General features: G+C 30.6%; 22 protein-coding genes. 20 read left to right on the forward strand and 2 right to left on the reverse strand.

The features are described from left to right. Positions 1 to 18: 18 nt before the first annotated feature. The 5 genes from HPRAE_RS00615 (at position 19) to HPRAE_RS00635 (ending at position 8,390) form a co-directional block, all read left to right on the forward strand. Positions 19 to 1,596 carry an acyl CoA:acetate/3-ketoacid CoA transferase gene (locus HPRAE_RS00615; protein WP_014552309.1) on the forward strand — a complete coding sequence of 526 codons (1,578 nt, stop codon included), beginning with the start codon at positions 19 to 21 and terminating at the stop codon, positions 1,594 to 1,596. Between the two features lie 28 nt (positions 1,597 to 1,624). Continuing rightward, the gene (locus HPRAE_RS00620) at positions 1,625 to 2,980 is read left to right on the forward strand and encodes a GntP family permease (RefSeq protein ID WP_014552310.1); all 1,356 of its coding nucleotides are present in this window, start codon (positions 1,625 to 1,627) and stop codon (positions 2,978 to 2,980) included. A 648-nt stretch (positions 2,981 to 3,628) separates the two neighbouring features. Continuing rightward, entirely contained in the window at positions 3,629 to 5,386 is a 1,758-nt protein-coding gene (locus tag HPRAE_RS00625) for a sigma-54-dependent Fis family transcriptional regulator (protein WP_014552311.1), read from the forward strand. 203 nt (positions 5,387 to 5,589) lie between these two features. Beyond that, entirely contained in the window at positions 5,590 to 7,362 is a 1,773-nt protein-coding gene (locus tag HPRAE_RS00630) for a methyl-accepting chemotaxis protein (RefSeq protein ID WP_014552312.1), read from the forward strand. Positions 7,363 to 7,499: 137 nt separating this feature from the next. Then, on the forward strand, positions 7,500 to 8,390 hold the full coding sequence (locus HPRAE_RS00635) for a selenium metabolism-associated LysR family transcriptional regulator (protein WP_014552313.1): 891 nt from the start codon (positions 7,500 to 7,502) through the stop codon (positions 8,388 to 8,390). Here the strand turns inward: HPRAE_RS00635 and HPRAE_RS00640 are convergent. Continuing rightward, complete coding sequence (locus HPRAE_RS00640) at positions 8,385 to 9,533, reverse strand: aminotransferase class V-fold PLP-dependent enzyme (RefSeq protein ID WP_014552314.1); 1,149 nt, start codon at positions 9,531 to 9,533, stop codon at positions 8,385 to 8,387. The genes HPRAE_RS00635 and HPRAE_RS00640 overlap by 6 nt on opposite strands. A gap of 200 nt (positions 9,534 to 9,733) precedes the next feature. On the opposite strand from HPRAE_RS00640, the gene yedE reads away from it, so the two are divergent. The 15 genes from yedE (at position 9,734) to HPRAE_RS00725 (ending at position 23,520) form a co-directional block, all read left to right on the forward strand. Further along, positions 9,734 to 10,792, forward strand: a complete 1,059-nt coding sequence (yedE, locus tag HPRAE_RS00645; RefSeq protein ID WP_041607088.1) for a YedE family putative selenium transporter — start codon at positions 9,734 to 9,736, stop codon at positions 10,790 to 10,792. A 31-nt stretch (positions 10,793 to 10,823) separates the two neighbouring features. After that, positions 10,824 to 11,609, forward strand: coding sequence for a transporter substrate-binding domain-containing protein (locus HPRAE_RS00650; protein ID WP_014552316.1), 786 nt, complete (start codon positions 10,824 to 10,826; stop codon positions 11,607 to 11,609). Between the two features lie 147 nt (positions 11,610 to 11,756). Further along, positions 11,757 to 12,419 carry an amino acid ABC transporter permease gene (locus HPRAE_RS00655; RefSeq protein ID WP_014552317.1) on the forward strand — a complete coding sequence of 221 codons (663 nt, stop codon included), beginning with the start codon at positions 11,757 to 11,759 and terminating at the stop codon, positions 12,417 to 12,419. An 11-nt stretch (positions 12,420 to 12,430) separates the two neighbouring features. Next, on the forward strand, positions 12,431 to 13,162 hold the full coding sequence (locus tag HPRAE_RS00660; protein ID WP_014552318.1) for an amino acid ABC transporter ATP-binding protein: 732 nt from the start codon (positions 12,431 to 12,433) through the stop codon (positions 13,160 to 13,162). 81 nt (positions 13,163 to 13,243) lie between these two features. Next, positions 13,244 to 13,447: a sulfurtransferase TusA family protein gene (locus HPRAE_RS00665; RefSeq protein ID WP_014552319.1), complete on the forward strand. Its 204-nt coding sequence runs from the start codon at positions 13,244 to 13,246 to the stop codon at positions 13,445 to 13,447. 57 nt (positions 13,448 to 13,504) lie between these two features. Further along, positions 13,505 to 14,320 (forward strand): DUF169 domain-containing protein, encoded by an 816-nt coding sequence (locus HPRAE_RS00670; protein WP_014552320.1) that lies wholly within the window; start codon positions 13,505 to 13,507, stop codon positions 14,318 to 14,320. 81 nt (positions 14,321 to 14,401) lie between these two features. Further along, positions 14,402 to 15,553, forward strand: coding sequence for a double-cubane-cluster-containing anaerobic reductase (locus HPRAE_RS00675; RefSeq protein WP_014552321.1), 1,152 nt, complete (start codon positions 14,402 to 14,404; stop codon positions 15,551 to 15,553). A 12-nt stretch (positions 15,554 to 15,565) separates the two neighbouring features. Then, on the forward strand, positions 15,566 to 16,330 hold the full coding sequence (locus HPRAE_RS00680) for an acyl-CoA dehydratase activase (RefSeq protein ID WP_014552322.1): 765 nt from the start codon (positions 15,566 to 15,568) through the stop codon (positions 16,328 to 16,330). A gap of 148 nt (positions 16,331 to 16,478) precedes the next feature. Next, positions 16,479 to 16,733 (forward strand): putative Se/S carrier protein, encoded by a 255-nt coding sequence (locus HPRAE_RS00685; RefSeq protein WP_014552323.1) that lies wholly within the window; start codon positions 16,479 to 16,481, stop codon positions 16,731 to 16,733. Between the two features lie 26 nt (positions 16,734 to 16,759). Then, positions 16,760 to 17,338, forward strand: coding sequence for a sulfurtransferase-like selenium metabolism protein YedF (yedF, locus tag HPRAE_RS00690; RefSeq protein ID WP_014552324.1), 579 nt, complete (start codon positions 16,760 to 16,762; stop codon positions 17,336 to 17,338). Positions 17,339 to 17,387: 49 nt separating this feature from the next. Continuing rightward, a complete protein-coding gene (gene selD / locus HPRAE_RS00695) occupies positions 17,388 to 18,428 on the forward strand; it encodes a selenide, water dikinase SelD (RefSeq protein ID WP_083787816.1) in 1,041 nt (346 codons plus the stop codon). Positions 18,429 to 18,658: 230 nt separating this feature from the next. Then, entirely contained in the window at positions 18,659 to 19,129 is a 471-nt protein-coding gene (gene grdA, locus HPRAE_RS00705) for a glycine/sarcosine/betaine reductase complex selenoprotein A (RefSeq protein ID WP_083787818.1), read from the forward strand. A 54-nt stretch (positions 19,130 to 19,183) separates the two neighbouring features. Continuing rightward, a complete protein-coding gene (locus tag HPRAE_RS00710; protein ID WP_014552328.1) occupies positions 19,184 to 20,509 on the forward strand; it encodes a glycine/sarcosine/betaine reductase component B subunit in 1,326 nt (441 codons plus the stop codon). Positions 20,510 to 20,527: 18 nt separating this feature from the next. Then, complete coding sequence (grdH, locus tag HPRAE_RS00715; protein WP_083787820.1) at positions 20,528 to 21,847, forward strand: betaine reductase selenoprotein B; 1,320 nt, start codon at positions 20,528 to 20,530, stop codon at positions 21,845 to 21,847. 95 nt (positions 21,848 to 21,942) lie between these two features. After that, on the forward strand, positions 21,943 to 23,520 hold the full coding sequence (locus tag HPRAE_RS00725; protein WP_014552331.1) for a BCCT family transporter: 1,578 nt from the start codon (positions 21,943 to 21,945) through the stop codon (positions 23,518 to 23,520). A gap of 71 nt (positions 23,521 to 23,591) precedes the next feature. Here the strand turns inward: HPRAE_RS00725 and HPRAE_RS00730 are convergent, their stop codons facing one another. Beyond that, the gene (locus tag HPRAE_RS00730) at positions 23,592 to 24,266 is read right to left on the reverse strand and encodes a TetR/AcrR family transcriptional regulator (protein ID WP_014552332.1); all 675 of its coding nucleotides are present in this window, start codon (positions 24,264 to 24,266) and stop codon (positions 23,592 to 23,594) included. Between the last annotated feature and the right edge of the window lie 15 nt (positions 24,267 to 24,281).

The raw sequence follows: 24,281 nt of genomic DNA on the forward strand, positions 1-24,281 counted from the left end.
TAAATGGGGGGTTATAAAATGCATAAAAATAAGATTATTGATATTAAAAAGGCATTAGATTTAATAAAAGATAATGACACGATTGCTACAAGTGGTTTTGTTGGCTTTGGTCATGCAGAATATATTACTAAAAGCTTAGAAAAAAAGTATAAAGAAACTTTTAAACCAGAAAATTTAACTTTAGTTTATGCTGCTGGTCAAGGTGATGGTAAAGATCGAGGTTTAAATCACTTAGCTCATTCTGGTTTGCTTAAAAGAGTTATTGGTGGACATTGGGGTCTAGCTCCTAAATTAGGTAAATTAGTTAATGAAAACAAAGTTGAAGGATATAATTTGCCTCAAGGAGTAATAAGTCATATGTTTAGAGATACAGCAGCTGGTAAGCCTGGTACAATTACTCATGTTGGATTAAAAACATTGGTTGATCCAAGGGTACAAGGTGGGAAATTAAATGATATTACAACTGAAGATATTGTTGATTTAATTGAGCTTGATGGAGAAAATTATTTAAGATATAAGTCAATTCCAATTGATATCGCAATTTTAAGAGGAACAACTGCTGATAAAAAAGGAAATATTTCAATGGAAAAAGAAGCAATGCCATTAGAGTCACTGTCTATTGCACAAGCTGCTAAAAACTCTGGTGGAAAAGTAATTGTTCAAGTAGAAAGAATTGCTGAAGCAGGGAGTATGGATCCAAATAAAGTTGTTATTCCAGGGATTTATGTAGATGCTGTTGTGATTTCAAAAGATGAAAAGAATCATATGCAATCCTTTGTAGAACAATATAATCCTTCTTATACTGGTGAGACAAAAGTACCACTAGACTCCTTAAAACCTTTACCATTAAATGAAAGGAAAATTATTGCCCGAAGAGCAGCTATGGAATTAGTACCAGATGCCATTGTTAATTTAGGTATTGGTATGCCTGAAGGTGTTGCTTCAGTTGCTTCAGAAGAAGGGGCAAGTGATGAAATGAATCTTACTGTTGAGGCTGGACCTGTAGGTGGTATTCCAGCTGGTGGGTTGAGCTTTGGAGCATCAACAAACCCTGAAGCTATTTTAGACCAGCCTTATCAATTTGATTTCTATGATGGTGGAGGACTGGATGTAGCATTTTTAGGTCTAGCACAGGCTGATAAAATTGGTAATGTAAATGTTAGTAAATTTGGTCCTAAAATTGCTGGTGTTGGAGGATTTGTTAATATTACGCAAACTGCTAAAAAAGTAATATATTGTGGTACATTTACAGCCGGTGGTCTTAAAGTAGAAGTCGATAATGGTGAGCTAAGGATTAATCAAGAAGGAAAAATTGTTAAGCTTGTTGATAAAGTTGAACAGATTTCATTCAGTGGAGAATATGCTGTTGAAGAAAATCAAGAAGTAATTTATATTACTGAGAGAGCAGTTTTTGAACTAACTAAAGAAGGATTAGTACTTAAAGAAATAGCTCCTGGAATAGATATTCAAAAAGATATCTTAGAACAAATGGGTTTTAAGCCAATAATTGACGAAGATTGTAAAGTAATGGATAAAAGAATTTTCACAAAAGGATTAATGGATCTAAAAGTTGATATTGAAAAAAATAGAAAATAATATTATATAATAAATAGGAGGAGAAAGTATGTTAGGAGTTCTTGCTATTCTTGCAACGCTAATTGCATTAATGTATTTTGCTTATAAAGGGGTAAGTGTACTTGTTTTAGCACCAATTTTAGCCATGACAGCAGCTTTGATGGCTGGAGAAGTTCCAGCTTTGCACGCTTTATCAACACAATTCATGCCAGCAGCTGCTGGTTATATTGGAAAATATTTTCCAGTATTTTTAGCAGGTGCTATTTTTGGTAAATTAATGGGTGTTTCTGGGGCTGCTACTGCTATTGCAGATTTTATAGCAGAAAAATTTGGACCTAAAAGAGCTATTACAGCTATTGTTTTTGCTACAGGTCTTTTAACTTATGGTGGTGTTTCTTTATTTGTTGTTGTATTTGCTATGTATCCAATTGGTGCTTCTTTATTAAAAAAAGCTGATATTCCAAAGCGTCTTCTTCCTGGAGCTATTGCTTTAGGTGGTTTTACATTTACAATGACTGCTTTACCTGGATCACCTCAATATATTAACACAATGCCTACAGTCTACTTCGACACTAACATTTATGCTGCACCAATACTGGGCATTATGGCTGGTTTAATTATGTTTTTTGGAGGTGTAACTTATTTAACTTCTCGAGCGAATAAAATGCAAGAACGAGGAGAAGGTTATGGAGATCATGACGATGCAGATTTACATTTAGAAGATGATAATATTCCAACTTTTGGACTTGCTATAAGTCCGATAATTATAGTTTTTATTCTTAATTTTATTTTAACAAATTGGTGGTTTGAAAAACCATCTGTTATTGATAAATATCAAGCTGTTGGAGGTTCTATTAATGGTACATGGCCTGTTGTCATAGCACTTTCAGTTGCAGTAGTATTTGTATTGATTACAATGAAGCAGTTTATTCCTAAAAGAAATGAGAAGGTTTTTGCTGGTTCTGTAGGTGCCTTATTACCTATTTTTAATACTGCATCTGAAGTAGGATATGGTGGAGTTATCAAGTCATTAGCTGCTTTTGCTACAGTAAAGAGCGGAGTAGTAAATTTAGCTATACCATCTATTTTCAAGGTAGGGTTTTCTACTACATTATTAGCAGGTATTGTTGGATCAGCTTCTGGAGGTACTGCTATTGCACTTGAAGTATTATCAAAAGAATTTTTAGCAATGGGTATTCCTGGGCCAGTAATACATAGAGTAATGGTTGTTGCTGCTGGTGGTCTAGACAGTTTACCACATTGTGGTGCCGTAATAACTTTATTGTCTGTCTGTCACTTAACTCATAAAGAAAGTTATAAAGATATTGCTTTTAATACAATTTTATTGCCAATTGCTTCTTCCGTAATAATTTCATTATTCTATTTAGTAACAGGCATTTATTAGGAATATTTTATTTATTCAAATATTATTTTTTTAATTGTAAAAAAGGAATGAGTTATCTTTTCTAGAATTATTTAATTTATATTCTATAAATCAAATAGAAGAATAAAAAAACAATTTGTTTTCCAAAAAGTTATAATGATAAATTATATTATCAAGACAATTATTTATATATAAATTGTCTTGAACTTTGATTTTTGATTGATTATATATTTTTTATTTTTTAAAATTTATAAAAAATTAGATATTTACTTCTTATAATTTAAGAAGTTGTATAGATCAAGATTGTTTATAATATAATTTAATTATGAGTCAAATTATTTTTAATAGCTTGTGAATTATATATTTCTTCAAAAAATTTGAAAAAGACATATATAGTCTAGTTAAATTTGAGCAAATTAAAATCAATAAAAAATAAATAGCCCTTAAATTTTAAATTGTATTAAGTCTTATAAAAATTACTGCTTTTTAAATTTTTATGGGCTTTATTTTTTATTAGTTAAAATTTTTATAATTTAAAAAATATCATTTTAAATTAATCTAAAATAATATTTTTTATATAATTGTGAAAAAAATAATTATATAAAAATATAATTTATATATAATTAATTCTTTAATTTGTACATTATAAAAATAGGAGAGATAAATGATATGAATTTAAATGATTTTAATAGTAAAAAAGATGTTTTTGAGTGGCTTGAATCTATAATTGATTCTATTCATAATTGTATAATAGCAATTAATAAACAGGGAAAAATTATTCTAGTTAATAAGGCAAGTGAAAAATTATTAGGGTTTTCTAAAAAAGAATTATTAGATACAGATATCAAAAGTGTTGTACCAGAATCAAAATTGTTAGAAGTTTTAAATAAAGAAATAAAGCTGATAAGTCAAAGATTAACATTAAGTATAAATAAAAAAGAAATTTATACTCATAGAACTCCTTTAATTTATAAAGGGGAAATCACAGGTGCATTAGCTGTATTTGAAGAATTAAGTGATATTGATAGGATTAAAAATGAACTTACAAGTACTAAAAATGATTTAAATGTATTAAATACAATTTTAAATGAAGCTTATGAAGCAATAGTAATTGTTAATAAAGAAGGATATATAACTAAATTTAATAAAGCTTATGAAGAATTTCTTGGTTTAAAAGAAAAAGATGTAATTGGTAAATATGTAGCTGATATCATTGAAAATACAAGAATGCATAAAATAATAAATACAGGAAAAAAAGAAATAGGTTGCATACAAAAAATAGAAGGAAATGAAATGATTTGTAGTAGAATTCCGATTTTTGAAAATGGAGAAATCATTGGTGGAATTGGTAAAGTTTTATTTAAAGATGTTAAAGAATTAAAGATTTTAACAAAAAGAATAAAAGGTCTCGAAAGTAAATTGAATCATTATAAAAATAAAGTTAAAAAACTTGAAGAAGCTAAATATTCATTTGATAATATTTTAACTATAAATAAAAATATGAATTATATTAAAAAAATTGCTAAGGATGCTTCATCAAGTAATTCTACAGTTTTAATTCAAGGTGAAAGTGGTACAGGAAAAGAACTTTTTGCTCATGCTATACATAAATCCAGTCATAGAAAATATGGTCCACTTATTAGGGTGAATTGTGCTGCAATACCGAAAAATTTATTAGAGTCTGAACTTTTTGGTTATGAAGAGGGATCATTTACTGGAGCCAGTCGTGGTGGAAAAGCTGGAAAATTTGAGATTGCACAAGGAGGAACTATTTTTCTAGACGAAATTGGTTCGATGCCCAAAGAAATGCAGGCTAAATTGTTAAGAGTGTTACAAGAAAAAGAAGTGCAAAGAATAGGAAGTAATCATTTAATTGATCTTGATGTAAGAGTAATTGCTGCAACTAATGAGAGGATAGAAGAAGAAGTTAAAAATGGTGATTTTCGTAAAGATTTATTTTATAGATTAAATGTCATTAGATTAAATATTCCTCCATTAAGAGATAGAAAAGATGATATACCCTTACTTGCTAAATCAATAATTTCAAAATTAGCTAAAGAATTAGATTTAAAACATAAAAAATTGTCTGATGAAACTATTAAAAAGCTTAAAGATTATGATTGGCCTGGAAATGTTAGAGAACTTAGAAATTTCATGGAAAGATGCTTAAATTATAATAGCGGAGATACTATTTTACCTAAACATTTACCATCTATAATAAGTGATAATATCAATTCAAGAAAAGAAAGAACTATAGAATTTGAAAATAACAATTTGTCTGAAGTGGTACAACAGGTTGAGATTGATGTAATAATAAATGCTTTAAAGAAATGTAATGGAAATAAAACTGAAGCAGCCAAAATATTAGGGATTCATCGCACATCTCTTTATAAAAAAATCGATAAATATAATTTGAATATAAATTAAGACAAAAAAATAATTAAATAGATTAGATTATTTTTGATAACTTATTTTAAAAAAATTAATACATAATCATCTAAAGATATTGATAATTTGAGTAGAATGAATTATATTAAAGCTTTTCAAAATTATTAGTTGAGAATCTTAGTTATTAGAATAAAGGAGTAATTGATTTTAGGAAAGCTTAACAAAATTAAGGAGGTAAGATAATGGTTTTTAAAAATTTAAGTATAGCAAATAAAATATTTTTACTTATAGGAATGAGTCTATTAATAATGGTATTTATTATGGGATTTGTATTTCATAATGAATTTGAAAATTTAAATAGACAAAATAATAAAACAGTGAGTAAATATTTATTAGATTTGGAAAAAGAAAAAGTTAAAAATGCAACAGATACGTCTGCACAATTTTTAGCAGAAGTATTTAAAAAAGAAGGGGGAAAATTAAGTGAAAACAGACTAAGAAATTTAATTAGAGAGTATAATGATGAAGTTAATTTTGGTGATGAGGGTTATTTTTATATTTATAGTTTTAATGGTGATACAATATCTCTTCCTCCTTCTCCAGAATTAGTAGGGACAAATCGTTGGGACTTAAAAACTGGAAAAGGAAAAAAATTACTTCAAATTTTATCCAATAAGGCTCAAGCTGGTGGAGGCTTTGTTAATTATTTATATGATAATCCTGATACTAATAAAGAAGAAACAAAAATTGGATATGTTACACCCATAGGTAATACCGAGTATTTTATAGGAGCTGGAACTTATGAGGGGGCAATAAAAGACCAAAGAGAGGCAGTGGCTAAAGAAGTATCTGTTTTTATTTATAACATTGAAATTAAAATGTTAATTTTTGGTTTAATTACAGTTTTTTTATTGGTTATAGTTATTTTCTTTATTTCTAAGTATATTTCCGAAAATATCCATACAGTTTTAAAAGGAATGGAGAAAATAGCCAAAGGTGATTTAACTTGTAAGATAAATTTTAAGAGTAAAGATGAAATTGGAAATTTAACTAAAGAGTATAATAAAACTGTTAAATCACAAAAAGAAATGATTAATAGTATTAAAGAAGAAATTTCTGAATTAAGCTTTCAAAGTGAAGAATTGGCTTCTTCGGGGGGAGAATTATCTAAAATAGCAGATAAAGTTGGAAAATCAATTGAAAATGTTGCTTCAGGTGCTGAAGAACAATCTGCTCAAACAGAAGAAACAAGTACTAATGTAGCAGAACTATTAAACAAAATTAATAGAACTAGAGAAAAATCAGAAGAAATGTCTAAGGCATCTTATCAAGTCGTTGAAGAAGTAAAGGTAGGTAAAGATTCAATGAATAATTCTATTGACAAAATAAATAGAGTAAAAGAAAATTCAACAGAAATAGCTATTATCATTAATAATCTCGGAGATTTATCAGAAAAAATTGGGAAGATAGTTAATTTAATTAATAATATTTCTAAACAAACTAATTTGTTAGCATTGAATGCAGCTATTGAAGCAGCAAGAGCTGGAAAAGCAGGTAGGGGTTTTTCTGTTGTCGCAGATGAAATAAGAGAATTAGCTGAAGAGTCTGGAAATGCAACAGATAATATTTCTAAATTAATTAATAAAATTCAATCTGGAGTAGATAATGCAGTTCAAAAAATGAAAACTACTAAAATAGCAGTTAATGATAGCGTAGAAGTAATTAAAAATACTGGAAGCAACTTTTCTAATATTAATAAAAAAGTATTTGACTTAACAGAATTAATAACAGAAATTGATAATGAAACTTTTGAAATGAATACTTTAAGTAAAGATGTCGATTACATGATTAATAATGTTGCATCTGTTAGTGAGGAGTCTGCTAGTAACGCTGAACAAGTAGCTTCTGCAAGCGAAGAACAAGTATTTTTAACTGAAAAGATTGTTTCAGCAGCATACCAATTATCTGAAATGTCTAATAATCTTGAAAATATGATATCTAAGTTTAAACTGTAATGAAAATAAGTTTAAGTTCATCATTCTATAGATAAGTCAAATTGGGATTTAATCACTTTTGTGTTAAACTTATAATGATTAGTTTATTTAAAGCATAAAAGTTTTAATAAGATAAATGTCAATAAAGGAATGATAAAATGAAAATTGAAAAATTAAAAATATTTATTACTTTAGTTGATCTAGAAAGTTATTCACTGACAGCTGATAAATTTGAAATCAGCCAACCAGCAGTAAGTATGCAGATTAAATCATTAGAAGAATATTTTGCTACAAAATTATTTCAAAAAGAAAAAGGACAAATTAATCTTAGTCCAGCTGGCAAAATAGTTTATCAAGAAGCTAAAAAAATTATTAAAAGATGGAGTTATTTGGAGCAAAAAGTAGAAAGTAAAAAAAATATGAAACTTAAAAAATTAAAAATTGCTTCTAGTACAATTCCTTCAGAATATTTATTACCAGATATAATTTCTAATTTAAATAAGCTGATTGTTGATTTAAAAACAGAGGTTTCAGTTGGTGATAGTAGATCAATGATTAAACTTTTGGAAGCTGATGAAGTTGATTTGATTATTGTAGGTTCTAAACCTGAAAATAATAGATTTAAAAAATTAAAATTATATGATGATAGTTTAAGTTTAATAGTACCTTCAGGTAATAAGTTATTAAAAAAAGAAAAAGTATTTTTATCTGATTTACAAGCAGAAAATTTATTAATTAGAGAAGTAGGTTCTGGAACTAGGAAAGCAACTCTATTTGCTTTTGAAGAAGCTCAACTTAAGTTAGAAGATTTTAATGTTATTAGCCAGTTAGGTAGTACTGAGGCTATAATTTCGGCAGTAGAATCTGGCTTAGGGATTTCTTTTATTTCACAAGTAGCAGCTCAAAAAGCCACTACTTGTGGTAGAGTTAAAGAAATTAAAATTCAAAATTTAAATTATTTAAGAGACTTTTATTTAGCATATAATCAAAATCGCCAAGATGATTTATTAATTAAGCAATTTATAAAAGCAGCTAAACAAAGCTTATAATAATTCTTTTAAAGCATTTAGAGTATATTCAATTTCTTTTTCTGTATTAAAATAGCCTAAGCTAAAGCGCAAGCTCCCAGCTGGGAAAGTTGACAGAGTTTGGTGAGCTAAAGGTGCACAGTGTAAGCCTGATCTGGTCATAATATTATATTTATTATCTAATTCATAACTTAGTTGGCCTAAATCCCTCTTACCAGCTGTAATCGAAAAAGTTGGTACCTGTTCTTTGAGGTTGGCTGGGCCAATTATTTTTATTTCAGGTATTTTTTTCAAACCAGCTAAAAATATTTTGGCTAGTTTTTGTTCATGTGTTCTGATATTTTTGATTCCTGTTTCTTGAATAAATTCTACCCCTGCTTTCAAGCCATTAATCCCCATGGTATTCATTGTTCCACTCTCAAATTTATCAGGTAAAAAATTAGGTTGTTCAGCTAAATCAGATTTGCTACCAGTCCCACCTTCAATTAGAGGCTCTAATTCTGTAGCCATTTTTTTGCTAATTGCAAAACCACCTGTTCCAGTTGGTCCCATTAGAGCTTTATGGCCTGTAAAGGCCAAAAAATCAGCTTTTAAATTTTCGAAATCAAGCTCATAGATACCAGCTGTCTGAGCTGTATCAACTAAATAATAAATATCATATTTAGCTGCAATTTTTCCAACTGCTTTAATTGGCATTAAGGTTCCACTAACATTTGAAGCATGTGTTAAGACAATTAATTTAGTTTTATCATTAATAGCAGCTTCAATTTGTTCAGGCTTGAGCCTTCCTTTTTTATCACATTTTATGTAATCTACTTTAATTAAATTCTTTTTTTCAAGACTTTTTAAGGGTCTTAAAACAGAATTATGTTCCATTGTAGTTGTAATGACATGGTCTCCTGCTTTTAAAATCCCCTTAATCCCCATATTTAAAGCATAAGTTATATTATGAGTAAAAATTATTTGTTTAATATCCTGAACATTAAAAAGATCTGCTATTTTTTGTCTGGCATCTAAAATTATTCTACCAGCTGCTAAAGAATCTTGATAGCCCCCTCTACCTGGACTACAATTAATATTATCATAATAATTTAAAATTGATTCCCTAACTAAATCAGCCTTAATCTTGGTTGTAGCTGCATTATCAAGATAAACTTTATCCATCTTTATTCCCCCCCTGAAGCTTAATTTTACATTTTGAATAAAAAAATTCTTGAGTTCATTATAGGCTTTATTTAGATATTAATCAAGCAATATAATAAAAAATTATAAATATTATAAAAATACTTTATAATTAAAATAAACTGTGCTATAATTTATGTGAAAGAAATCATTACCATGATTAAATTTTGGGGGAGATAAAAATTAGTAATAAAAAAAGTATTATCTTAGCTGGGGGATTTATAGGTGTTTTAGGTGGATTATTAGTGGTCTTTGGTAATCCAGCTAATATGGGAATTTGCGTAGCTTGCTTTATCCGAGATATTGCTGGTGCGGTTGGATTACATAGAGCAGCAGTTGTTCAAAATATAAGGCCAGAAATTATAGGTTTTATTCTGGGAGCTTTTTTGATTGCTCGCAGTACAGGTGAATTTAAAGTTAAAGGAGGTTCCTCACCGATCACAAGATTTGTAATAGCAATGTTTGTGATGATTGGAGCTTTGGTATTTTTAGGATGTCCTTTAAGAATGGTGCTTAGATTAGCTGGCGGAGATTGGAACGCAATTGCCGGAATTATAGGTTTTGCTTTAGGAGTTTTAGCTGGTTCACAGCTGCTTAAAAAGGGTTTTACTTTGGGGAGAAATTATAAAATTAATCAAATAAATGGTTATATCTTACCAATTATAGCTGTTGTTTTATTGATTTTTAGAATAGTAAGACCTTCTTTTATAATTTTTAGTGAGAAAGGTCCTGGTGCAAACTATGCATTTTGGGCAGTTGCACTTGCAGCAGGGATTATTGTTGGAGTCTTAGCTCAAAGAAGTCGGATTTGTATGGCAGGAGGAATTAGAGATCTTTATTTAATCAAAGATTCTCATTTAATTACTGGTTTTATTTCAATTTTTGTTTTTGCCTTTATAGTAAACTTAATTTTTGGTAATTTTAATCCTGGTTTTGCAGGCCAACCAGCAGCTCACAGTCAGTGGCTCTGGAATCTTTTAGGCATGTTTTTAACTGGTCTTGGTTCAGTAATGCTTGGAGGTTGTCCACTTCGTCAAACTATTTTGGCAGGTGAAGGTAATACTGATTCAGCAGTAGCTTTTGTTGGTTATTTGGTGGGAGCAGCTATTTCTCATAACTTTGGATTGGCTGGATCAGGTAGTGGAGTTTCTATTAATGGTAGAATAGCTGTAATTATTGGGATTGTAACTTTATTTATAATTGCCTACAGCAGTATTCAATTTAATAAAAAAGCAGCATAAATATTTTTTTAAAACACTAAGGAGGAAAACAATGAAAAAACAAAATATAATAGTGGTGGTTGTATTAGCAGTATTATTTTTATCAATTAATGTTATTGGGGCAGCCCAGGTGGGTGCTGAGGATTTAATAGTTGTAGGTACAGGTGGTAATTACAATCCATGGTGTTTCCAGAAAGATGGTAAATTACAAGGCTTCGAAATTGATGTTTGGCATGAGATATCTAAAAGAACAGGTTATGAGGTTGAGTTTAAGATAGCTGAATTTAGTGGGTTAATGGGAATGTTAGATACAAATAAAATTGATACTGTTGCCCATCAAATGTCTATTACACCAGAAAGAGAAAAAAAATATGTCTTTACTAAACCTTATGCTTATAGTAAATATGATTTTATAGTAAAAAATGATAGTTCTTATCAATCTATGGAAGATTTAAAAAATAAGAAAATCGGTGCCTGGTTGGGTGGAAATGGTCAAAGAACTTTAGAAAATTTAGATAAGGAAAAAGAACTTAAATTAAATAAAAAATATTACGATGGTGCTCCTTTAGAAAAATTAGTTGAATCTGGAAGACTTGATGCTTGTTGGCAGTCAGCTGTTAAATCTAAATCTGTAATTGAACAAGAAAATATGGATTTAAGATTAATGGGTGTGAATACAACTATTGGAACTGAAATTAATGCTTATGCGTTTACCAAAAATAGTAATAATCAAAAGAAAATAACTGAAATAAATAAAGCTATTAATGCTATGCATAATGATGGAACATTATCTTTTTTATCAATGAAATGGTTTGATATTGAAACAACTACAAAATAATTAGTTGGAACTGCTTGCAATATAAAGGGAGATGGAGCTATTGCTTTAATGTTTACGGGCTTAAATAGAAAGCAGGCTGAATAATTTTATAAATTATTCTTTTAAATTCAATAATATATATAATAATGAAAGAGGCTGAAAATAATAATGTTTGATATTAATTATGCTATAAATTTATTCCCATTTATGATTAAAAAATTAAATATAACCTTAAGTATATCTTTGTTAGCATTGATTTTTGGCTTAATAATAGCTTTGATTATTGCCTTTATCTGCAATTGCAAATTTAAAGGCTTATATTCTTTGGCAAAGATATATGTCTCATTTTTTAGGGGAACACCTTTAATTACTCAATTGTTTTTTCTCTATTTTGGTCTTCCACAAATCATACCTTTTTTTAATCGAGTTAATGGTTTTACAATTGCGATAATTGGTCTGAGTCTGAATTCAGGAGCTTATATGTCTGAAGCCATTAGAGGTGCGATTTCATCTATTGATAAAGGTCAGATGGAAGCTTCTTTGTCTGTTGGGATGAGCTATTTTCAAGCTATGAGAAGAATAATAATGCCTCAAGCTGCCAGAGTAGCAATTCCAACCCTTTTTAATAGTTTTATTAATATTATAAAAGGAACAGCCTTAACTTTTACAATAGGAGTTACTGAAGTTATGGCTACAGCTAAGATGGAAGGAGCTTCTTCTTACAGGTATTTTGAAGCATTTGCAAATGTAATAATAATATATTGGATTGTGGTTCAATTATTTAGCTTTATCCAGCAAAAAATTGAAATAAAGATGAGCAAAGCATATTAAGGTGGGTATATATGATAAAGATTGAAAATCTCTATAAAAAATTTAATGATCTTGAAGTACTAAAAGGAATTAACTTAGAAATTAAAAAAGGTGAAGTTATTGTAATAATTGGTCCATCAGGTACAGGTAAATCGACACTATTAAGATGCTTAAATTATTTAGAAAGTCCAGATAGTGGGATAATTGAAATTGGAAATATGAAAATAGATACTGAAAATGTGACTAAACATGAAATTTCTGCACTGAGAAGAAATAGTTCTATGGTTTTTCAAACTTATAATTTATTTAAAAACAAAACAGCTTTAGAAAATATAACTGAATCTTTGATTACTGTAAAAAAAATAAATAAACAAAAAGCGGAAAAAATTGGACTAAATATCTTAGACCAGATAGGTTTGAGTGATAAGAAAGATAATTATCCTTCTCAACTATCAGGAGGACAGAAACAAAGAATTGGAATTGGAAGAGCTATGGCAGTAAATCCTGAAGTGATTTTATTTGATGAACCTACTTCATCCTTGGACCCTGAACTGGTTGGTGAAGTTTTAGATGTCATAAAAGCTCTAGCTGAAAAGAATATGACTATGTTAATTGTTACTCATGAAATGGGTTTTGCTAAAGAAGCTGCAGATAGAGTTATTTTTATGGATGAAGGAAAAATAATTGAAGAAACTGAAGCAGATGTAATATTCGATAGTCCTCAAAATGAAAGAACAAAGAGATTTTTAAATAAAGTTTTATAACTCTAATTTTAAAAAATAAATATAATTCTGGTTATTAAATAGGATTTTAAGAATTAATAATTAATTTAGGAGGAAATGACAATGAAAAAAGTAGATGCTCGTGGACGTTCTTGTCCTGAACCTGTTGTAATGACAAAAGAAGCATTAGAAAATAGTCAAGAAGATTTAGAGATACTTGTTGGAGAAGAAGTTGCAAAAGAAAATGTGATTCGTTTTGTCAGAAAATCAGGAGCTGAAGTTGAAGTAAGTAAAATTGAAGATGGCTATAAGCTAATTGTAAAATAATAATAAAAAAGTAGATTTTAAAAAGTTAAATCTACTATTGAGGAGGTGATTTACTTAATGAAACAAAACTTTGGTTATTCAGAGTTAATAGCAAGAGTAAATTCTGTATTAGAGCTTAAGCGAAATATAGTTGGAGTAAAATTTATTTTTAATAAAGAAGAATTTGAAAAATATGGTGGAGCAGATTCTAAGAAAAAAAGATCTTATTGCAGAATGGTAAAAGAAGCAGCAGATGGACAAAAAATTACCGCTGATTTTGATAATTTTTCTTGTTTTGCAGGAGCTAGAGCTTTGGGAATTGTAGAATTAGATGAAGCCTATAAATCAGGGGCATATTATGATGGCTGTGGTTTATATCAAGATTCGGCTACTGCTAGAGCAGCTACAGATGCCATAGAAATTTGTGAGCATGATCTTTATGGAGTTCAGGTTAAACCCTTAAAAGATTTTAAACAGCGCCCAGATATTATAATCATAATCACTAATTCATTTAATGCAATGAGATTAATTCAAGCTTATAGTCATCAATATGGACCATATAAAGAGTTTAAAATGCTGGGTAATCAAGCAATCTGTTCTGAATGTACTGCTCAACCTTATAAAAATGATAATATTAGTTTTTCTCTTCTTTGTGCAGGGGCCAGAAAAAGTGGTTTTAAACAAGAAGAGGTAGGTCTTGGTATCAAATCTGAAAAATTTGAAGCTATAGTAGCTGGACTTTGTGCAACAGTTACTCCTGTTGAAAATAATCAAAACAAAAAATTGATTGCAAAAAAGTTGCAAATAAATAAAATTAAGGATGTTAAATTAACTTATAATAAAAATTATGGAGATCAATTAAGACATTATGATTTAGATTTATTTTTAAGATAGTTAATTTTAATTTAATATTTTACATAGATTAAATTTAAAATAATTTTTTAAATTAAAAAATCTAATTGGGGGTTAATTAAAATGAAAAATATCGAAGAAATTTTAGCTGGTTTAGACGGAGAACTTAAAGGACATGGTCCGATAGCAATGAAAGATATGGTAGAAAAAAAAGGGAAAAATGTTGTAGGTACATATTGTGTTTTTACTCCTTATGAAGTAATTAGAGCTGCTGATGCAGTACCTGTAACTTTATGTAGTACTAGCAATGATACTATTGATGAAGCTGAAAAAGATTTACCAAGAAATTTATGTCCTTTAATTAAATCAAGTTATGGTTTTGCTATTACGGATAAATGTCCCTATTTTCATTTTGCCGATCTGATTGTTGGAGAAACAACCTGTGATGGTAAAAAGAAAATGTATGAATATTTAGATGAGGTAACTCCAGTTCATGTAATGCAATTACCTCAATCAGCAAAAAGGCAGTCAGATTTCGATTTTTGGAAAAAGGAAGTATTAGTTTTAAAAGAAACTTTAGAAGAAAAATTTGAAACTGAAATTACTGAAGAGCGGCTGGCTCAAGAAATAGAAATTAAAAATGAAGAAAGAAATACCTTGAAAGAATTTTATCAGTTAGCAAAACTAAATCCTTCCCCAATTTATGGAACGGAAATTTTCAAAGTTTTAAATATTTCTAATTATACTTTTGATAAGGAAATTGCTAACAAAAGAACTAAAGCAGTTACAGCAGATATTTTAGAAAGATATAATCAAGGTGAAAAAAGAATTAGTGAATCTGCACCTCGAATTTTAGTTACTGGTTGTCCAATGGGTAAGGCTACCTTAAAAGTGATTGAAGCAATTGAAAATAATGGCGGTTCTGTAGTTTGTTTAGAAAACTGTACTGGTTTAAAACCAAATGAAGAAACTGTAGACCCTACTAAAAGTCCAATTGATGCTATTGCAGAAAAATATTTAAATACACCTTGTTCTTGTATGAGTCCTAATGACAATCGAGTTGATTTAATTAATAGATTAGTCTCAGAATATGAAGTTGATGGTGTAGTAGATATGGTTTTACAGGCTTGTCATACTTATAATGTTGAAACAAAAAGAATAAAAGATGAGCTGAAAGGATCAAATACTGCTTATATTAATATTGAAACTGATTATTCTCAGTCAGATACAGGTCAATTAGAAACTCGTTTAACTGCATTTTTAGAAATGCTTTAGAGGGGTAATAAAATGTACTATATTGGAATTGATATTGGTTCTGTTGCTTGTAAAGGAATTTTATTTAAAAATGGAATTATTGATAAAAGCTTAGCTCCAACTGGTTGGAATCCTCAAAAAAGTGGAGAGCAAACCCTTAATTATTTATTAGAAGCTAATAATTTGCAAGCTAAAGATATTAAAGGTGTTGTTGCAACTGGTTATGGTCGAGTTTCACAGAAATTTGCTGATAAGACTGTAACTGAAATAACCTGTCATGGTAAAGGTGGCTATTATTTAAATAATGAAATTAGAACAATTGTAGATATTGGAGGCCAAGATAGCAAAGTTATTTCGCTTAATGAAGCTGGACAAGTAGTTGATTTTGTGATGAATGATAAATGTGCTGCTGGAACTGGCAAATTTTTAGAGATGACAATTAATTCTTTAGAAGAGCAAATTGATAATTTAGATAAGTTGATTAAGGGTGAAAAAAAAGCAAATATTAGCAGTATGTGTGCTGTTTTTGCAGAATCTGAAATAATTTCTCTTTTAGCAGATGGAGTTTCTAAAAGTGAAATTGCTGGTGGAATTATAGATTCTATCATTAACCGGATTAATATTTTATTAAGCAAAATAACTTTTAGAGAAAAGGTTCTTTTTACAGGGGGCTTAGCCCAGAGTCAGGTTATTAAAAATGAACTAAGTAAAAAATTAGATACACAAGTTTTAAGTTATGCAGATTCTCAATTTGCAGGAGCAATTGGTGGAGCTTTAATAGCTAGTAATCTGGGATGAATTTTAAATTTTGCTTTTATACTTTCTCATTTATGATATAATAAAAAAAGTAAGAAGCCATTAACTTAGCTTGATTTTTATAGTTTAATTTAAAAAATAATTTAAGATTTAATTTAAAAAAGTAAATCAGATTAAAGGAGAAATAATATTGGAAACTTATAATTTAATTTTCACTTTTTATTCAACTCACCTTGCTTTAGAATTTGAAAATGTTTTAAAAGCAAATCAGATTGATGTTAATATTATTCCAGTCCCGAGACAAATTAGTTCTTCCTGTGGTCTATCTGGTAAGATTAAATTGCAAGATTTGGAGCAAGTTAAAAAACTAGCTGCTGAAAATAAAATAGAATATGAAGATATTTATCAAGTTAAAGATCAAGATTTTAAAAAAATTTCTAATTAAAAAATAGTTTAAAGGAGGAGTCGCTAATGAAAGAGATAGATGCTAAAGGACTTGCTTGTCCTAAGCCAGTTGTACTTGCTAAAAAAGCGATTAATTCGAATCAAGAAGTTTTAGTAATTGTTGATAATCAAACTGCTGCTAATAATTTGAAAAAATTAGCAAAAAAAATGGGAGCAGAAGTTTCAGTTGTAGAAGAATCAGAGACAGAATTTAAAGTCATGTTTAAAAAATTAAAAACTACTAATCAAGCAGATTCTGAGGTGAATTCTAAGCCCAGTGCTAAAACATTTTTGATTGCTGCTGATAAAATGGGCACAGGAGAAGCTGAATTAGGTAAAATCTTAATTAAAGGCTTTATCTCTACGATCAAAGAACTTGAGCCTCTACCACAAAAGATTATTTTTATTAATTCTGGAGTTAAATTAGCTGTAAATGAGGAAATTATTCCTTATTTAAAAGAGCTTATCCAAAAAGAAGTAGAAATACTTTTATGTGGAACCTGTGTTGATTATTATGGACTGCAAGCAGAAATTGAATTAGGAGAAATTAGTAATATGTACGAAATAGCTTCTGCTTTAAATACTGATCAAGTTGTAAGAATCTAATTTTAATAAATATGATAAAATAAATAATTTACAAAGAGTTGGTGTTAAAATGGAAAAAATAAAATTAACTGATTATAGTAAAACTTCTGGTTGAGCAGCTAAAATGGGCCCTCGGGCTTTGGCGCAGGTACTGCGTCACGTTAATTTTCCTGCTGATCCAGAAAAATTGTTAATTGGACTTGATAAAGCAGATGATGCTGCTGTTTATAGTTTAACAGATGAACTAGCCTTAATTCAGACTTTAGATTTTTTTACTCCAGTAGTAGATGATCCCTATTTATTTGGTCAGATTGCTGCAGCTAATGCTTTAAGTGATGTTTATGCTATGGGTGGCAAACCTATTTTGGCGATGAATATAGTTGGCTTTCCTTCCTGTTTAGAGACTGAGGTCCTCTCTCAAATTTTACAGGGAGGAGCAGATAAAGTTAAAGAAGCAGGTGCCAGTTTATGTGGTGGTCATACAGTTGTAGATGAAGAACCTAAATATGGACTTTCAGTTACTGGAACAGTTGCTCCAGCTGATTTACTCAGCAACTCTGGAATTAAAGCAGATGATTTAATCATTTTAACTAAACCTTTAGGGACTGGAGTTATGATTACAGCCCTTAAAGCAGGATTTGCTAAGAGTGATCAAAGTAATCCAGCAGTGAAATCAATGTTGACTTTAAATAATATTGCTTTAGAATATTTTGCTGAATATCAAATCAATGCTTGTACAGATGTAACAGGTTTTGGCCTAATTGGTCATTTGCTTGAGATGTCTGAAAACAGTAGTTTAGAAATTGAAATTGATGCTCCAGAAATCCCTATTTTTGAGGGCGTTAGAGATTTCGCTGAAACAGGTCTTTTACCGGCTGGTGCTTATAAGAATCAAGAAAATTATCAGGAATTTGTAGTCGAAGAAGGAAAAAGAGACCAAACTCTTTATGATTTAATGTATGATCCTCAAACTTCAGGTGGACTTTTAATTTCAGTAGCTGCAGAAGATGCTGCAGAGTTATTAATTGATCTTTATGCTGCAGATATTGAGGCTGCTGTAATTGCTAAAGCTAAAAAAGGTGAAAAAGGTATTAAAATAAAATGGAATTAAATTATTAAAAAGTAAATTATTTTTTTTATCTCTTAGAGTAGTGAAAACTATTTTAGGAGATTTTTTTGTTTTGAGAGCTAATTGATTTAATAAGGATTCAACTTTTAAAAAACAGAAAATTTAAATAAAAGTAGTAAAAAAAATCACAATCATGATTGACATATAATCATGATTATGCTATTATAAAATTGTGAAAATGATGAAAATAAAGAATAAAGGAGGTGCAACTTATGTTAGAAGGTAAAAAGATCGCTATCTTAGGTGATCGCGATGGTATTCCTGGGCCAGCAATTGAAGAATGCATGGAAACAACTGGTGCAGATGAAGTCGTTTTTACTACAACTGAGTGCTTTGTCTGAACAAGCGCAGGAGCTATGGACCTAGAAAATCAGCAGAGAATAAAAGATCTTGCTGATAAACATGGTGCGGAAAATCTAGTTGTTATCTTAGGTGGAGCAGAAGCAGAAGCTTCTGGTTTAGCCTGTGAAACAGTAACAAATGGAGATCCAACCTTTGCTGGTCCTTTAGCAGGAGTTCCGTTGGGACTCGCGTGTTATCATGTCGTGGAGCCAGAAATCAAAGCTGAGATTGAGGAAGATGTTTATGAAGAACAAATCAGCATGATGGAAATGGTAATAGATGTTGAAGCTATTGTTGAAGAGGTAAAAACCTATCGCGAGAAGTATTCAGAGTATATTTAAAACTAAACTCTGATATCAATTGTGATTGAATTATTATGAAAGGGGTGGACCGCGGTGAAACTTGAACTCGGAAATTTTAAAGTTAAAGAAATTGAGTTCGGTACAGAAACTACTTTCAAAAATGGAGTTTTAACTATTAATAAAGAAGAAGCTCTAGAAGTAGTTTTTAAAGATAAACATATTACTGAAGCTGACTTAAAAATAGTTAAGCCAGGAGATATGGTACGTCTGGTACCAGTTAAAGAAGCAATTGAACCCCGCTTCCGCGTAGGGGGAGGACCTGTTTTTCCTGGTGTAACTGGAAAACTTAGTCAAGCAGGAGAAGGTAAAACTCTTTGCTTGAAAGATATGAGTGTTTTAGTTGTAGGAAAACACTGGGGTGGTTTCCAGGACGGATTAATTGACATGGGAGGAGAAGGAGCCAAATATACTCACTTTTCTTCTTTAAAAAATGTTGTTCTAGTAGCTGATACAGATGAAGAGTTTGAGCAGCAGGAACAGCAGAAAAAAAATCATGCCCTAAGATGGGCCGGAATGAGATTAGCTGAATATTTAGGTCAAACTGTTAAAGATTTAGAACCAGAAGCTACAGATACATATGAGCTTGAACCTTTAACAGAAAGAGCAGCAGCTGTCTCTGATTTACCTAATGTAGCTTTAGTGATGCAGCCTCAGTCACAAATGGAGGATTCAGGCTATAATACTCTTAATTATGGTTGGGATACAAATCGAATGTTACCAACTTTAATGCATCCTAATGAAATATTAGATGGAGCAATGATTTCCGGCAGCTTTATGCCTTGTTCTTCAAAATGGTCAACTTATGATTTTCAGAATTTTCCTTTGATTCGGAGTCTTTATGCAGAACACGGCAAAACAATTAACTTTGTTGGTGTGATAATGTCAAACTTAAATGTTGCGCTTGAGCAGAAAGAGCGTTCAGCACTATTTGTAGCCCAAATGGCTAAGTCACTTGGAGTCGAAGCAGCTATTGTAACAGAAGAAGGATACGGAAATCCAGATGCTGATTATATTGGCTGTCTTGTTGCCTTAGAAGATGCCGGTGTCAAAACAGTTGGTGTCAGCAATGAAGCAACTGGAAGAGATGGTGGCTCACAGCCATTAGTAACTTTAGATCCTAAAGCAGATGCTTTAGTTTCTACAGGTAATGTATCAGAATTAATTAAGCTGCCTCCGATGGATGAGGTAATCGGAGAATTAGAAGCCTTAGCTAGAGATGGACTTTCTGGAGGCTGGGCAGATGATGAAATTCTTGGTTCTTCTGTTAAAGAAGATGGCTCAATTGTGATGGAAAATAATTCAATGTTTTGTGGAGATAGAATTGCTGGTTGGTCTCCGAAAACTATGAAAGAATACTAAACCGGGGAGGTGGAATTAATGAAAAAAGCAATTGTATATTTAAACCAGTTTTTTGGTCAAATTGGTGGAGAAGATGTTGCAGATCATGCTCCTGAAATTAGAGAAGAAAAGGTTGGAGCAGCAATGCTTTATAATCAGTTATTAGAAGCAGAAGTTACTCATACAGTTATTTGTGGAGATAATTTTATGGGAAGTAAGACTGAAGAAGCTGTAGAAACTATCCTTGATTTTTTAAGGGATTTAGAATTTGATATCTTTTTTGCTGGCCCAGCATTTCAAGCAGGACGTTATGGAATGGCCTGTGGTGAGATTGGAAAAGCAGTAAAAGAAGAATTTGATGTGCCTGTAATTTCATCAATGAATATTGAAAATCCCGGTGTTGAAGTATTTAAAAAAGATATTTATATCTTCCCCGGTGGTCATAGTGCAGCCAAAATGAAAGATGATGTTACTGAAATGACTAAGTTTGGGAATAAGATTCTCAAAGGAGAAGAATTATTGCCAGCAGAAGAAGAAGGTTATTATACTCGAGGTATTAGACATCAATATTTCTTAGAAGATCAAACTCCAGCTACTGAAAGAGCAATTGAAATGCTGCTTAAAAAAATTAAAGGAGAAGAATTTACAAGTGAATTACCTATTCCTGAATTAGATCGGGTAGAGATTGCTCCTGCAATTAAAGATTTAAGTAAAGCCGAAATTGCTTTAGTTACTTCTGGAGGTATTGTGCCTGTTGATAACCCAGATAAAATTCAATCTGCCTCAGCAACTAGATGGGGTAAATATGAGATTAGTGGTATGGAAAAATTAGAAAATAGAGAAGCAGAAGCATTTAAAACTATTCATGCTGGTTTTGATCCAGCTGCAGCTGATGCTGATCCAAATGTAGTTGTTCCAGTTGATGCAGTGCGTCAATATGAAAAAGAAGGCAAAATTGGTAAATTACATGAATATTTCTATTCAACAGTAGGAACTGGTACTACCCAGGGAGAAGCTGCTAGAATGGGAAGAGAAATTGCTCAAGAATTACAAGATGCCAATGTTCAAGCAGTAATTTTAACATCCACTTGAGGTACCTGTACACGTTGCGGTGCAACAATGGTGAAAGAAATTGAAAGAGCTGGTTTTCCAGTTGTTCAGATGGCAAATTTAATTCCTGTAGCAAAAACTGTTGGTGCTAACAGAATAGTTCCAACTATCTCTATCCCTTATCCACTGGGAGATCCTTCTACAAGTAAGGAAGAACAATGGGATCTTAGATATCATAGAGTTGGAGTAGCTTTAGATTCTCTAACAACTGAAATCGATGAGCAAACAGTTTTTGAAGTAGAAGTGTAAATATTAAGCCCTTAGCCCACCTTAAAAAGTGGGTTAGGGGTCTTTAACTAGAATTTAAGTGAAAAATATAACACATTCTATAAGGGGTGGAGTAGATGGCAAACCGTAAAGATGCATATGGAAATATAATTAAAGAGCGAGGCCGCGAAGTTTTTGTAATTTCACTGGTAATTGTTTTTGCAATTGTTATCTGGGGAATTGTAATGCCGGCTAGTTTTAGTAATGTTGCAAATACATTATTTAATTATTTAACAATGAATTTCGGTTGGTTTTATTTAATCACGATGACCTTATTTGTAGTTTTTTGTATTTGGGTAGCTTTAAGTCAATATGGAACTATTAGGCTGGGAAAACCAGATGAAGAGCCAGAATTTAGTACTATTTCCTGGTTTGCAATGTTATTTAGTGCAGGTATGGGAGTAGGACTTGTTTTCTGGGGAGTTGCAGAACCTTTAAATCATTTTGTTAATCCTTTAGGAATGCAGGGTGGAACTGCTGCTGCAGCTGATTTTGCTTTAAAAACTTCATTTTTACACTGGGGACTTCATCCTTGGTCTGCTTATGGTGTTTTGGCTTTAGCCTTAGCTTATATGCAGTTTAGGCATGATAAACCTGCTCAAATAAGTAGTGTATTTATTCCTTTAATTGGAGAAGCAAAAGCTAGAGGACCGATTGGAAAAACTATTGATATTTTAGCTATTTTTGCTACTGTAGCTGGTGTGGCAACTTCTTTAGGAATGGCAACTTTACAGGTTACTAGTGGTTTGAATTTCCTATTTGGAGTTCCAGAAACTGATCTGATGCGTTTAGTGGTTATTGGAGTTATTACTGTATTATTTATGATTTCTGCAATAACTGGTGTTGATAAAGGAATTAAATATTTATCTAATGCTAATATTTCACTAGCTGGTTTAATTATGGTTATTTGTTTAATTATAGGTCCAACTGTTTTGATTGTTAATAATTTTACTAATACTTTTGGTTTTTATTTTTCAAGTATTGTGCGCGATAGCTTTAAAATTGGTAAAGAAGGCTGGTATGGTGCTTGGAGAATCTTTTACTGGGCTTGGTGGATAGCTTGGGCACCTTTTGTAGCAACTTTTATTGCTAGAATTTCCCGAGGTAGAACAATTAGAGAATTTATTGGAGGAGTTTTATTTGCTCCAACCCTTGCCTCTTTTGTTTGGTTTTCAATTTTAGGAACGATGGGTATTGAAACTGGGATGGATGTAGCAAAAGATGCTATAGCAGTAACTGAAACAGCATTTTTTGAAATAATGCAGTATTATCCTGGTGGAGGTTTAATTTCTATTATAGGGGTTACTCTCTTAATAACTTTCTTTATTACTTCAGCAGATTCAGCTACTTTTGTTTTGGGAATGTTATCTGATAAAGGTAATCAGAATCCATCTACAAAAATAAAAGTTACTTGGGGTTTTATCCAATCAGGTTTGGCTATTGCTCTAATGTTATCTGGTGGTTTAGGTATGCTGCAGACTGGTTCAATAGTAGCAGCTTTCCCTTTTGCTTTTATTATGATCTTTGCTATGATAGCAATGATTAAAGCTTTAAAAGCTGATTTAAAAGTAGATGGGGTAGTAGATATTAATAAAGTAGCAGAAGCTTCAATTGATCATATGGATGAAGATAAATTAGAAACAGAAGCAGGCTAAATGATAAAGTTAAATGCTTTAAATTGGGAATTAAAATTAAAAATCCCGGCTTTTTGCCGGGTGATTTCCAATTATTTTTGTTGACAGTAGATCGCATTTTCGACAATTGATTTTATTTGAGCTGTAATAATTTCTAAAGCTTGAGTACTACTATATTCTATTCTTTGATTAACCATTAAAGTTAACATACCGTGGTAAATATAAGTAATCATTTTGTCCATTTCCCTGGCTGTTTTTTGACTAAGATAATTTTTGTTGATTAGTGGTTGAGAAGCAATAGCAGCTCGATGAGATAGATCAGGATCTGAAAGCATTGGCATTAAGTCAGCAGGTGGAGTACCTAGTTTTTCAGGAAAAAGATTAAAATATTTTTCCATTAAAATTTCTGGGTTATCACCAATATTGTCGGTAAAGATTGCATAATAAATTTTTGGGTTTTCAAATGAATATTTACAAAAACATTCCCACATTTTTATAAAGCGCTCAATTTCATCTTCAGCTTTTGCTATGTATTCTGGCATTGCCTGACTATATTCACCTAAAAAATCAAGTGAAGCAAAAAAGATTAACTGTCTGCAATTATCAAAGTAGTTATAGATAGTAGCACTATTATAACCAGCTTTTTTGGCAACACCTCTAATTGTTACTTGTTCTATACCATCTTTTTCAATTAAATCACGAGTTGCTTCAATAAATATTTTGAGCATTCTTTTTTTCTTAATATCTTTACTGTCAAAATCAATCATCTTAATTACACATCC

Source organism: Halanaerobium praevalens DSM 2228 (genome assembly GCF_000165465.1).
In the GTDB taxonomy this organism is placed as follows: Bacteria; Bacillota; Halanaerobiia; order Halanaerobiales; family Halanaerobiaceae; genus Halanaerobium; species Halanaerobium praevalens.